Origin of the sequence: Vibrio crassostreae, assembly GCF_041439375.1 — a bacterium.
GTDB classification, from domain to species: Bacteria; Pseudomonadota; Gammaproteobacteria; order Enterobacterales; family Vibrionaceae; genus Vibrio; species Vibrio crassostreae_D.
In genome coordinates this window covers 36,097-49,101 of the sequence record NZ_JBGONY010000017.1, presented here as the reverse complement: position 1 = coordinate 49,101, position 13,005 = coordinate 36,097, and the positions used below count along the sequence as shown (strand labels likewise).

General features: G+C 44.5%; 8 protein-coding genes. 4 read left to right on the top strand and 4 right to left on the bottom strand.

Annotated features, from left to right (window positions below; all coding sequences use genetic code 11):
• Positions 1-143: 143 nt before the first annotated feature.
• Positions 144-1,727: an ABC-F family ATPase gene (locus ACED45_RS09670; RefSeq protein ID WP_017077249.1), complete on the bottom strand. Its 1,584-nt coding sequence runs from the start codon at positions 1,725-1,727 to the stop codon at positions 144-146.
• A 451-nt stretch (positions 1,728-2,178) separates the two neighbouring features.
• Here ACED45_RS09670 and ACED45_RS09665 point away from each other — a divergent pair, with 451 nt between their 5' ends.
• Together ACED45_RS09665 and ACED45_RS09660 are read left to right on the top strand one after the other, a co-directional pair.
• The gene (locus tag ACED45_RS09665; RefSeq protein WP_371713875.1) at positions 2,179-4,524 is read left to right on the top strand and encodes an ATP-binding protein; all 2,346 of its coding nucleotides are present in this window, start codon (positions 2,179-2,181) and stop codon (positions 4,522-4,524) included.
• Between the two features lies 1 nt (position 4,525).
• On the top strand, positions 4,526-5,413 hold the full coding sequence (locus ACED45_RS09660) for a mechanosensitive ion channel family protein (protein WP_017077251.1): 888 nt from the start codon (positions 4,526-4,528) through the stop codon (positions 5,411-5,413).
• Between the two features lie 196 nt (positions 5,414-5,609).
• On the opposite strand, the gene ACED45_RS09655 is transcribed toward ACED45_RS09660, so the two are convergent.
• The 3 genes from ACED45_RS09655 to ACED45_RS09645 all read right to left on the bottom strand — a co-directional run bounded on the left by ACED45_RS09655 (position 5,610) and on the right by ACED45_RS09645 (position 10,996).
• Positions 5,610-7,229 carry a methyl-accepting chemotaxis protein gene (locus ACED45_RS09655; RefSeq protein ID WP_371713874.1) on the bottom strand — a complete coding sequence of 540 codons (1,620 nt, stop codon included), beginning with the start codon at positions 7,227-7,229 and terminating at the stop codon, positions 5,610-5,612.
• Between the two features lie 286 nt (positions 7,230-7,515).
• Positions 7,516-9,543, bottom strand: coding sequence for a sensor histidine kinase (locus ACED45_RS09650; protein ID WP_371713873.1), 2,028 nt, complete (start codon positions 9,541-9,543; stop codon positions 7,516-7,518).
• The gene (locus ACED45_RS09645) at positions 9,533-10,996 is read right to left on the bottom strand and encodes a sigma-54-dependent transcriptional regulator (RefSeq protein WP_029405312.1); all 1,464 of its coding nucleotides are present in this window, start codon (positions 10,994-10,996) and stop codon (positions 9,533-9,535) included. Before ACED45_RS09645 ends, ACED45_RS09650 begins: the two co-directional genes overlap by 11 nt.
• Positions 10,997-11,299: 303 nt before the next feature.
• On the opposite strand from ACED45_RS09645, the gene ACED45_RS09640 reads away from it, so the two are divergent.
• Together ACED45_RS09640 and ACED45_RS09635 are read left to right on the top strand one after the other, a co-directional pair.
• Positions 11,300-12,106: a substrate-binding domain-containing protein gene (locus tag ACED45_RS09640; protein WP_017059611.1), complete on the top strand. Its 807-nt coding sequence runs from the start codon at positions 11,300-11,302 to the stop codon at positions 12,104-12,106.
• A 190-nt stretch (positions 12,107-12,296) separates the two neighbouring features.
• Complete coding sequence (locus ACED45_RS09635; RefSeq protein WP_009846742.1) at positions 12,297-12,995, top strand: ABC transporter permease; 699 nt, start codon at positions 12,297-12,299, stop codon at positions 12,993-12,995.
• Positions 12,996-13,005 lie beyond the last annotated feature (10 nt).

The window sequence follows — 13,005 nt, the reverse complement described above, 5'->3', positions numbered from 1 at the left end:
ACTCGACGTTTTTTAATACAAAGAGATTGATATAAAAAACTGATATGAAAAACAAAAGGCCTCTATCTTATTCATAAAGATAGAGGCCTTTTTAATCAGGGATACGTACTAACGTTGTATTACGTATTCATGTTTAATGCGTACTAAGCACGTGCTTTCAAGAATTCTGCGTAAGTACCGCGGAAATCGTTGATCTTGCCGTCTTTGATTTCAAGAACACGAGTCGCTAGAGAGTCTACGAATACACGGTCGTGAGATACGAAGAACAATGTGCCTTTGTAGTTCTCAAGAGCCAAGTTAAGCGCTTCGATAGATTCCATATCCATGTGGTTTGTTGGTTCATCCATTAGCAGGATGTTTGGCTTGTGCATCATGATCTTGCCAAGAAGCATACGACCTTGCTCACCACCAGAGATAACCTTTACCGACTTCTTGATATCGTCTTGGCCAAACAGCATACGACCTAGGAAGCTACGAACAACTTGCTCGTCTTCGCCTTCTTGACGCCATTGGCTCATCCAGTCAAACAGGTTTAGATCTTCTTCAAAATCATGTGCGTGATCTTGAGCGTAGTAACCGATGTTTGAGTTTTCAGACCACTTATATTCACCAGTACGTGCTTCTAGAGCACCCGCTAGTGTGTTAAGTAGTGTTGTTTTACCCACACCGTTCTCACCGATGATAGCAACACGCTCACCAACTTCGAAAATCGCATCGAACTTGTTGTATAGGTCTTCTTCAAAACCTTGAGATAGGTTTTCAACCACAAGCGCGTTACGGAATAGCTCTTTAGACTGTTCGAAACGGATGAATGGGTTTTGACGGCTAGACGCTTTTACTTCATCTAGTTGAATCTTGTCGATCTGTTTAGCACGAGATGTCGCTTGTTTCGCTTTAGATGCGTTAGCAGAGAAACGAGAAACGAACGTTTGAAGTTCAGCAATTTGTGCTTTCTTCTTCGCGTTGTCAGAAAGTAGACGTTCACGAGCTTGTGTCGCTGCTGTCATGTACTCATCGTAGTTACCAGGGAACAGACGAAGTGCGCCGTAATCAAGGTCAGCCATATGTGTACAAACTGAGTTTAGGAAGTGACGGTCATGCGAAATGATGATCATTGTGCAGTTACGTTGGTTTAGCGTATCTTCCAACCACTTGATGGTGTCCATGTCCAGGTTGTTCGTTGGTTCGTCAAGAAGCATGATATGCGGGTCTGCAAACAGTACTTGAGACAATAGAACACGAAGTTTCCAACCCGGTGCTACTTCGCTCATTAGACCGAAGTGCAGTGATTCTTCAATACCTACCGCAAGAAGAAGCTCACCCGCTTTCGCTTCTGCCATGTAACCGTCCATTTCAGCGAACTGAACTTCAAGATCAGCTACTTTCATGCCGTCTTCTTCGCTCATTTCAGGCAAAGAGTAAATGCGGTCACGCTCTTGCTTGATCGCCCAAAGCTCTTTGTGACCCATGATAACCGTGTCGATTACCGTGAATTCTTCATAAGCAAACTGGTCTTGGTTTAGCTTAGCAACGCGCTCATTTGGATCGTAGCTTACGTTACCTGCACTTGGCTCAAGTTCACCAGATAGGATCTTCATGAACGTCGATTTACCACAGCCATTCGCGCCGATTAAACCGTAGCGGTTGCCTTCGCCGAACTTAACTGAAATATTTTCGAAAAGTGGCTTAGCGCCGAATTGTTGGGTGATATTTGCTGTGGAGATCAATGCCGTTACCTTTTTAATGTGAAAAACGCCGCAACGTTACTTCTTCGGGGCTTTAACTGCAAGTCCTGATTGCAATTACTCGCCATTAAGTGAGTGATAACCTAGCCAAATCATAGTTTGAGCTGACTCACATTTTTGATTTTCTATTTGTCGTTAAAAAACCATCTACTTTCAGGAAAAACAAAATATCGAACAGCCCCCCATAATGGGCGGTATATAACGTCCCAAATCATGCCAATCATTGAATATATCGTGTACTGGTTTGTCACAGTAAAACTAACCCAATCAAAGCAACAACAGACATAGGCAAGACTAGCCTAATCTCTGACAATTTCATGACAAAATCAGCCGAAACGGGAATAAAGTACTCGCCCCCGATACGGGGTTGGATTTCACAAAGTAAGATTAACTAACTATAGTAATCCTAACCTCATAATTCTAAGAGACTTTTATGCGTTCACTTTCGCGCTTCTTAATCTTCACTTTGGCCATTCTCTCTTGGCCTAGTCATGCCAACTTGGAATATGACTTACAATCTCAGCCTCAGGTCTCTAATACTGCTGTAGATCTGGATAAGCGTATTGATTCCCTGCCTGACCCACTCTTTATGGAGCAGTCGGACAGACGCCAAGTCAACATTTTACTTGCCGAAGTTCTGCGAGTTCAAAAGCTGGAAATCAAAACCTTCGAGCAACAGGTAAAAGCCTATAGAGATAACAACGACGCAGAACAATGGTTTTCCGTGCAAACGAGCTACGTCACATTGAATAGCTTGAACGTAAGTAAACAGCATCTTTTAGAGCAGACAAACTCTGCGAATAAAGAGCGCTTAACCGGTTTTGGCCCATACGGCGTGACTCAATTTAAACAAGAGTGGGAATTAACCAAGCTCAATATTGAGTATCTTGTTTACTTCCAAATTCGTAGCTTTAAAGCATTAGTTAAAGACATTTTTATTTCTCCAGTGCCTGTCATTTGGGCTTCTCTAAAGGTGCTGTTCATTTACTTTGGTTTAGTATGGTGGCTTGCCAACAGCACTCGCTTGATTGAGTTGTTTAGAGTTAACTTTCTCGAAGCGAAAACGAACCCTCCTTTTCTGGTTCGTGTGATTTGGTATATCAGCCGCGCTGAGCGTGCGATTGCTTGGTTAATCGCTATCACACTTTCTTTGAGAGTGCTTTCTAGCATCCCTAGCCTGCAGCACCTGATTTTCCTAGAAATATTCACGTGGTGGATTCTAGGTGGTTCGATTGCTATCAGCTTTATTCTTGAATTTGCGTATCGTTTGGGTCGCACATCAAACCAAGAAGTCATCGCGCTGAGACTATCGACTATTCGTCGCTATGTTTGGAGTATTATTGTTGCAGGTCTGACTTTGCAGATATCGAGCATCACACTGGGTAAAGGCACCATTTACAGCTGGATCTACAGTGCGCTGTTTTTCTGGTTCGTGCTGGTCACGATATCGGTACTGAGATTATGGAGAGCGAAAGTCTTCGATACGCTGCAACACATCTCCGATCGTCCGGTGTGGGTTAACTGGGCGGTAAACCGTAAGGAAACCTTCTTACTTAATATACTGGCGACGGCAATTGGAATCGTCTGGTTGAGTGTTTACAACTTCCAACATCGAATCATGGCATTGCTTTCTAGTTACACGTTGTTTAGTCAGGCCTTAGCCTATCTCTTTCGAATCGAAGTGGCTAAACAGTCGGATCTTGATAAAAACCAACAAAACTTGGTTCGAATCAAAGGAGACAAAACCTATGAGTACATTCTGCCGGGTAATATCGATAGCACCTTAATTGATTACGCGGGCGATGAGGTTAAGCAACTCTCTCGTTATTTGATGTCGGACAGCCCTGCTATTTGTATTGTTTCAGGCGAACGTGGTGTGGGCGCTACAACGCTGCTTTATACCTTGCTGCATAAAGTATCCAACGCAGAGCCTGTTTACGTGAGTTGCCCTTACGCGGGTTACCAAGAGCTCTTAGCGCATCTAGCCGTGAGCATCGGCTTGGAAGAAGAAGCGACTGAGATTCAGATATTGGCGCACCTACGTAAAAGTAACACCACGTACTTAATTGCGATTGATAATGCCCAACGATTGGTTAAGCCAATGGTCGGTGGCCTGTCTGATTTGATTCGTTTAACCAACCTTCTCCGTCGTTCTAAAAAGAATCACCGTGTCGTGATATCGATTGCCAAATCAAGCTGGCGATTTGTTGATAGAGCGCGTGGCGAGCGTCTGCTGTTTGACTTGGTGTGTTTCCTACCACGTTGGACAGAGAAACAAGTTGGTGAGCTACTGACTAGCCGCATCAATACCGATCTTGAAAAGCCGTTATCGTTTGATGGTTTAGTTGTCCCTAAGCAGTGGGATCAAGATGACATGAGTGAAGAAGAACGTGCACGCCAAGGCTTCTATCGAATCTTGTGGCACTACTCTGATGGCAACCCTACCGTTGCGCTGCGATTCTTTAGGCTCTCTTTGAACCGCAATAAAGAGACAGATCAAGCCGTGGTGCGTCTGTTCCATGTTCCTGAAGCGCAGGAACTAGAGAATATGCCAAAACCTATGCTGGCTGTACTTCGCTCTATCGTACAACTGGAGATAGCGTCTCCGGAAGTGTTGTCTGAATGTACTCAGCTGAGCATTGCAGAGATAACCGGGATTCTACGTTATTTTGAAAGCCGTGGTTATATTGGTTGGCATGAAGAAAAGGCTCGAATTTCTGAGCACTGGTTCCGCCACATTACTAATGTTCTCGACCGTCAACATCTACTGGTGAAGTAAAATGAAGAAGTTATTTATCCTACTATTTGTTGGCTTGGCAAGTGTTGTCAGTTTCCCGACCTTCGCGACGGAAGAGTTAGCTAACGTAGAAAACATCTCAAAGATTGCGAGTTTAGTGCGTTGGAGCGGCGTGTTCTTCTCCATGATCGTTATTGCCGCAATGTGGTTGTTGCTTAAGTTCATCAATTCGTTGGTGACCAGTTTTGGTAGTCAGTTCGTGCAATATCGAATGCTGCTACAGAAACTGCAGTCGTTTACTCAGTTCTTTATTTACGTGAGCACCGGTCTTATCGTGTTCATGATGAGCTTTCGAATCAACGATCAAATCTTAGCTTTGATTGGTGGTACCCTCGCCGTGTCGGTCGGCTTTGCGCTTAAAGACTTGGCTGCGTCATTCATCGCCGGTATCACGGTGATGATTGACAGACCTTTTCAAGTTGGTGACCGCGTCACGTTCGAAGGTAACTATGGCGACATCATTACCATTGGTTTGCGTTCTGTTCGAATGAGAACCCTGAACGACGACATTATCACGATCCCGAACAACAAGTTCTTAAACGAAGTAACGACTAGTGGTAACTATGGCGCGCTGGATATGCAGGTGGTGATTCCATTTTATGTCGGTATGAATGAAGACATCACCCTAGCTCGAGACTTGATTCAAGAAGCGGCGTCTTCTAGTCGTTACATCCATTTGCCGAAGCCTGTTACGGTTCTGGTCAAACAGACGATTACGGATAACTACCTGGCGATACAGCTAACTTGTAAGGCCTATGTGGTCGACACGGCGTATGAGAAGCTGTTTGAAACCGATATTACCTTGCGTGTGATGAAAGAGTTTAGAAAACACAATATCAACCCTCCGAAGATTTCAGTGACTGCACATTAACAAGATTGGCTTAACACTCTTCTTTTTCTTAATGCTCTTCTTTTGTTGAGCGAGCTAACAATCCAGTTATCTACAAACGAAAACACCTCCGAACTTATCTCAAGTACGGAGGTGTTTTGTTATGGGCTTCTTGGATTCATCTCTTGAAGATAAGAAACCTGTGACCGGCATAGTCCGTTATAAAAAAACTTAGCGGTTAAACCCTAAAGTACTTCAACTGATCAGTAAGGTGTTCTGTGGTGTTGGCCATTTTCTGGCTATCCTCAGCTAACGACTGTGAAGCTTGCAGTACTTCGTTAGCCGCCAGATGAATCCCAGTAACACTTTCACTCATTTCGGTTGCTACCGTGCTTTGTTGCTCCGATGCGGCGGCGATCTGTGCGACCATGTCGTTGGCGTTATGAAGCTCATTCACTATCACATCGAGTTGTTGGCGAGTTTCGTTAGACGCGACAACACTGTGATCGACTTTCTCATTGCTGCTTTGCATTGCTTTAAAGGTACGCTCGGCTTGCTGAGTCAGTTTTTCAATCGTCGATTGAACTTCATTGGTTGAGTTTTGAGTGCGGCTTGCGAGGTTACGGACTTCATCTGCGACTACCGCGAACCCTCTTCCTTGCTCACCTGCTCGGGCTGCTTCTATTGCCGCATTAAGCGCTAACAAGTTAGTTTGCTCAGATACATCACGTATCACGCTCACCACTTGGCTTATCTCGCTAACACCCGATTGTAGGTCTCTTACCAATTCGTTTGCCGTAGATATATTTTCTGAAACTTGAGATATGGTTTTAGACGTTACTTGCATGTTCTGGTCGTTCTGATTTGCGTGCTCGACAACCTTATTGGTGCTTGCGGCAGTATTTTCAGCATTAACAGCGACATCAGAAATGGTGGCACTCATTTCTGTCATCGCTGTCGATAGCAACTCAAGCTGTGCATGCTGTGAGTTAACACTGGTCGCAGCCTCTTCACTGGCTTGTGCAATGTGACTCGCCATGTTGCTGGATAAACTTGCTGATTCATTCGCTGTACGAAGCGTGCTTTGTAACTTGTTGAGCATGGTATCAATTTGATTACTCATATCGCCCAGTTCATCTTTGCGTGTCATGTTCATGCGTACACGAAGATCCCCATCTGCAATCTTATGGGTGTTGTCGATAAGCTTGTTAAGTGGCACAAGGATATTGTTAGAAATCGCGTAGCCCATAGCAAACAACAGGCCTGATAATACAACTGCGACCAGTCCCTCTTTGAGCGCTAGTGCATAGAAAGCGTCTTGAATATCCGCAACTAAGATTCCCGACCCAACAATCCAATTCCACTCAGGGAATAGCTGTACATATGAGATCTTGTCTTTGAGTTCACCTTGCGGGCTCATCCATTGATAATCAAGAAACCCTTTCTCCTCTGGGGTACGTGAAATGGTGACCATCTCACGCCAGTGGTGTTTACCTGCACCATCTTTAAAGTTACCTGCGTTCTTGCCATTGAGTTCAGGTTTTAATGGATGGATAACAACGTTGAGTTGTTGGTTTAAGATCCAGAAATAATTGTTGGTGTCGTAGCGAAGCGTGTCAATCGCTTGCAGCGCTTGTTTCTTTGCTACTTCTTCACCGAGCACGTTACGTTGGCTGTAATAGTAGCTCGCTAAGCTGACCGCGGTTTCGACTTGAGCACTGAGTTTATCTTGGCGCTCTTGCATTGAGCTTTCACGTTGTTGCATTAGGTTGAAAGATGACGCCATTACCAATAGAACAACCGATAAAATGACGATGGAGATAAGTTTTGATTTAATAGAGAGATTACTTAATTTCATAGCTGACTGACTTTATTATATTTTTTGATTATGAATTTGGGGTCAATGTATCAAAAATCCGTACAGTTCAGATGATATGCATCAAGATCAAAAGATATACACTGTGTTACATATTCAAAAAGAGGTGCTCGTCAAACAGTCAGAGGTTGAGATTTAGTTGGCGATAGTTTAGTAGTGCAGGATTTTCGTGCTTGGGCTGAAACGTTCATGTAACAGCCCAAGCGCAGTAGAAATATTATCAGGTGCTAATATGGTTGGATTCGATTTGAGGTTAAAACTAAAAAAATTATAGGTTTGAGACCAATAACTGTGGTGTCGCTTTTTGCTGAAGGTAGATACTAAAGCGGCTTCCCTTGCCTACTTCTGATTCGACACGTATCTCGCCACCCGTTTGGCTCAAGATACTTTGAGATACTGACAAGCCTAAGCCTGTACCGTCACGTTTGGTGGTGTAGAAAGGCGAAAAGATGCGTTTCAATTGTTCTTCTTTGATACCGCAGCCTTCGTCTTCGACATGAACGATTGCACCATGAGACACGCCATTCTCCACCCAGTCTTCACTTGAGATAGTTAATGTGCCCTGTCCGTCCATGGCATGAATCGCGTTCATCTGTAGGTTAACCAAAATCTGCAAAAGTTGGTTTCGGTTAACTTCCACAGACGTTTTAGCATGCAGGTGTGATACGTAGACAATGCCTTTCTTTTTCGCGCCTGTTTTTACGAGCGTAATACTTTCATCCACTATTGGATTGATATGTTGCCACGTAATTTCGTCTTGTACACCGCCGTGTCGGCTGTATTGAAGCAAGCTTCGTGTGATGTTTCGGATTCGGTCGATCTGCTCCATGATCGCGTGGACTTCTTCGTCTACACGAGCGACTTCGTCACCGAGCTCAAACTTCATCAACTCTACATTGCCAAGAATTACCGCTGTAGGGTTATTAATCTCATGGGCAATGCCTGCCGTGAGCTCACCGAGCGCTGCTAATTTTTCATTAACCACCAGCTTATCTCGGGCTTGATTGAGAAGCTTGATATGCAGTTCCAGTTCTTCAGTTTTCTCTTTCAAGCTGGCGGTACGAGAGTGAACTTTACACTCGAGTTCTAACGCCGCTTGTTGAATCTCTTGATTACGTTCGTGCAGCAGATCTAGCATCTTGTCGAACTGTTTGGCGAGCAGAGTAAGCTCGTGTTGGTCATCTAAGCCTAACGTACCGATACGTTTGTCTTTTCCCAATTGCACGAGCTTCACCACTTTATGAATTCTTTCAATTGGGTCGAAAAGATCCCGAGCACCACGGTGAACGATCAACCCAGAAGCAAGCAACAGCAACACAATGATAATGCTGATTTCGCCAAGGTTAGTCAGGTAAGTTTCGATGAGCGGCCATATTAGATAGCCGGTATACAGCATGCCGATTACGTTATTAAACTGGTCGTGGATCGGTTGGTAAGCCGTGATGTACCAAGCATCGTACACATACGCTCGATCTAGCCACTCTTTGCCTTCGTTCAGGACTTTTGAGTGAACCTCATGAGAAACTCGCGTACCTATTGCCCGCCCTACACTGTCTTCACTGCTTAAAGGAACGTTGGTGCTCACACGAAGATCATCAAGGAAGACCGTGACGGTACCGACATGACGATTAAAGTCTTCTCTTTGGGGATAGATAAGATTGCTGATTTGGTCGACAAGTTGCGTGCTGTTATTAAGCAAAATCCCACCATCAAGAAAACCAATTACATTATCATTGCCATCTTTTACGGATACGACGGTTCGACTTACCAATCCGCGGGTCTCAACTTCTTGGCCATTAAGCATCGGAACTTCCGCTTTTTTAGCAAGATCCCGATCGAGATCGTTGAGTTCGCTACGGCTTAAGACGCTGAAAAACGAAGACTTGTGAGTCAAATTTAGATATTCGAGTTTCTTTGCCATACTTTCGACACTGCGCCAGCGCAGAAAGTCGAGCTCATAGCGAGATTTGTTTTCAGAAACCCAACGCGTGAGATCCTTTTTAGAAATATCACTCCCGAGTTTGACGCGGAAATTATAAGACTCAGCAAACGCACGAACGTTGTATGCCTGCTGATTTTGAATCAAGTGAATACTGTTCTCTGCCACGTCTAAGCGCTCATCGACATCAATCAGTGCCCCCTGCCACGTGTAATGAACAGACCAATAGAGAGTGATAGCCACAAGTGCACACAACGTAAGAATGATCGGAGCAGATGTTAGGAATAATAAGCGATAGCGAACCATGGTTTTGAACCGGAACGCCCACTTTGACCACCAATGGCGTCTAATCGGCATATTCAGAGCCTTCTGTGTTCCAATCTTTATATTTGCGCTCTAGGGTTTTACGAGCGACGCCAAGATCTCTCGCAGCAGCCGATTTATTGCCGTCATGGAAGCTCACGAGTTGTTCTATATGAGATTTCTCTACTTCTTTCAGTGTCCAAGTGTTTGGGTAACCCTCGGCAGCGTCCGCATTATTTAAGTTTGGTATTTCCGCACCATGTGACACCGTCACTGAAATGCTTGCAGGTACCGGATCGCCATTAATCTCGCGCCAATAGTGTGCTGGTGGCTTGTCTAAAAGAATGCATCGTTCGACTAAGTTTTTAAGTTCACGTATATTCCCCGGCCATTCGTATTCATTCATCGCCAAGATATCTTCATGTGCCCAATTGGGAACCGGCATGCCAAGTTCATTCGACAATAGACGAGTGAAATATGGAACAAGCTCAATCAAGTCTGATGGGCGCTCTCTTAGTGGTACAACATCAATCTTAAGTACATTGAGTCGGTAGAACAGATCGCGGCGAAAGTGCCCTTTATCAACCTCTTCCTGAAGATTTCTGTTGGTTGCTGCCACCACGCGTACATCAACGGCAATTTCCTTCTCGCTACCGACTGGACGAATCGTTCTTTGTTCTAACACACGTAACAACGCAGCTTGCATTGGCAGTGGCATTTCACCTATTTCATCAAGGAACAAGGTGCCACCACTTGCGACTCTGAACAGACCCTCACGGTTTTTCTTCGCACCAGTAAATGCGCCAGAGGTGTGTCCAAACAATTCACTTTCGAGAAGCTCCGGGGCAATCGCACCACAGTTGATTGGTACAAATGGTCCGGTACGTTTGCTGGCTTCATGTACACCACGCGCAACCAACTCTTTACCCGTACCTGACTCACCTTCTATTAAAACTGATGCTCGAGACGGTGCAAATTGACTGATCAATAGTTTGAGCTGTTTGGTCTTGTCTGAATTGCCGATCAATTCGGTCTTGATATGACGACTAACATCACGCTTTAACGCGTACTGCATTCTTTGGTCGAGTCGCTTATCCATACAACGCAGAACCGCTTGTATCATCTGTTCGAGGTTGAATGGCTTAAGAATAAAATCTGAAGCACCAAGCTTAAGTGCAGATATGGTCATCTCTAGATCAGCATAACCCGTCATGAAAATCACATCGGCGCGTTTGTCATTGTCGTTAAACGCCTCTTCCCACTCAATACCAGAACGACCTGGCAGGTTGATATCAAGGACGATGAGATCAAAATGTTCGCTAGAACGTAGTGTTTCAGCTTCTTCAACCGAACCTGCGCTTGATACCTTGCCAAAGAACTTACCTAGTGCTTTCTTTAAGATAGCCTGCATACCCAATTCATCATCCACGACCAAAACGGAAAACGCCTGATAGTGAGTCAATGTGTTCGGGTTGAGATTGGATGCAGATGAACTAGGTAAAGACATAATGATTAGCCGGTGAGGAAAGTTGGGACAGAGTGTACCAATTAACCCTTTCTCCAACAGGGATAATGTGCGACATTTTGTCCTAGCTCATGTTTTGATTCATTTTAACGGGGTAAATGGCGTAGTTTTGTCCGAAATAACAGCAATTTAATGAGATCTGATGCATGATTTATTGGCATTAAGATTGCTTGTAAGGTGTAGATTTCTAATTACAACAATTAGCGTCTTATGCACATGCCCTTCTTTGAGCCCTTTAAATCTGAAGGCATGTCATTCATTTATAACAGAATGGACATAATAATAATGAAAGCAATTCCCTTAACTATTGCAGCTCTATCTATCGTCAGTTACACGGCTAGCAGTGCGGAAGACACCACTCATATCAAGTTGGCGACAACCACAAGCACTTATCACTCTGGCCTACTGGACTACCTACTGCCTGAGTTCGAAAAAGATTCTGGCATCAAAGTAGATGTTCTGGCTGCGGGTACAGGTAAATCACTTCGCATGGGTGAAAATGGTGACGTGGATTTGGTGATGACTCACGCACCAAAGGCTGAAGCGAATTTCGTAGAAAAAGGTTACGGCGTTTTACCTCGTAAGCTGATGTATAACGACTTTGTCATCGTTGGCCCACAAAGCGACCCTGCAAAAATTGAATCTCAAAAAGCAGTGGCAGATGTGTTCAAAGCGATCGCGACTAATAACGTGACGTTTGTGTCTCGTGGCGACGACTCTGGTACTCATAAGAAAGAGATGGGTATTTGGGCGCAAACTAAAATCGAACCAAACTTTGGTGGCTACCGCAGTGTTGGTCAAGGTATGGGCCCAACTCTGAACATGGCGTCTGAAATGCAAGGTTACACCATGACAGACCGTGGTACGTGGTTGGCTTACCAAAACAAACTGGATCTTAAAATCCTTTTCCAAGGTGATAAGAACCTCTTCAACCCTTACCAAGTGATTCTCGTTAACCCTGAGCGCTACCCAAGCATTAACTACCAAGCAGCGAAAGTATTCAGTGATTGGTTGGTTAACCCTAAAGGTCAGAAACTGATTAACGACTTTAAACTGCACGGCAAACAACTGTTTGTTGCAAGCGCAGAATAGTTTGTAGTAAGTAAAGCGTAGCGTTGAAGATGTCGTCAAAACCAACAAACACTACACTTAACTAAATTCAGTTAATGAGCACGCTTAAAAACAATAGCTGGCCAATACAGGCTCATATATATTGTGTCAGCTATGATTAACATCAGTCATTACCGATAAAAACCTATTATCGATTCACACGAGATACTTCATGACCCTATGGCAAACAACGATTGATGCAATGAATCTACTGGTGAGCTTTGACCACGAATTGTGGCAGATCGTCGCGGTATCCTTCAGTGTGTCTTTGTCCGCCATCTCATTAGTGATTGTTCCTGCAATCCTTATGGCTTTCTTATTGGCTTATACCGAGTTCCCCGGAAAGTGGGCTCTGCTTTCGGTGATCAATACCCTGCAAGCGATCCCTACTGTGGTTATTGGTTTGTTGATGTACATGATGCTTTCTCGCTCTGGCCCGCTAGGTGATTGGCAATTGCTGTTTACCCAGAAGGCGATGATTTTAGGTCAGATGTTGATCTGTTTCCCTATCCTAGTCGCGATGATGCACGGTGCTCTGCAGGCCAGTGATCGCCGAGCAGTAGAAACAGCGCGTACGCTTGGTGTATCAACGACACGTGTGGCGTGTACCTTGATTTGGGAAACACGTTTTCCTCTATTGGCCGCAACCATTGCAGCCTTCTCTCGTATCGTTACTGAAGTCGGTTGTTCAATGATGGTCGGTGGCAACATTATGGGGATGACAAGAAACATCCCAACAGCTATCGCTATGGAAAGCCACAAAGGCGCATTCGCTCAAGGTGTTGCCCTCGGTATGGTGTTATTAGCATTGGCATTGGCCCTCAACTTTTTCCTTTCCAGTGTGAGAGGAAAAGGCTATTTAAGAACTTAGGAACGCTGTC

What these genes read in the sequence shown, in the direction of transcription:
- ACED45_RS09650 (WP_371713873.1), bottom strand. Translation starts at nt 9,543, where the DNA reads ATGCCGATTAGACGCCATTGGTGGTCAAAGTGGGCGTTCCGGTTCAAA.
- ACED45_RS09665 (WP_371713875.1), top strand. Translation starts at nt 2,179, where the DNA reads ATGCGTTCACTTTCGCGCTTCTTAATCTTCACTTTGGCCATTCTCTCT.
- ACED45_RS09645 (WP_029405312.1), bottom strand. Translation starts at nt 10,996, where the DNA reads ATGTCTTTACCTAGTTCATCTGCATCCAATCTCAACCCGAACACATTG.
- ACED45_RS09640 (WP_017059611.1), top strand. Translation starts at nt 11,300, where the DNA reads ATGAAAGCAATTCCCTTAACTATTGCAGCTCTATCTATCGTCAGTTAC.
- ACED45_RS09655 (WP_371713874.1), bottom strand. Translation starts at nt 7,229, where the DNA reads ATGAAATTAAGTAATCTCTCTATTAAATCAAAACTTATCTCCATCGTC.
- ACED45_RS09660 (WP_017077251.1), top strand. Translation starts at nt 4,526, where the DNA reads ATGAAGAAGTTATTTATCCTACTATTTGTTGGCTTGGCAAGTGTTGTC.
- ACED45_RS09635 (WP_009846742.1), top strand. Translation starts at nt 12,297, where the DNA reads ATGACCCTATGGCAAACAACGATTGATGCAATGAATCTACTGGTGAGC.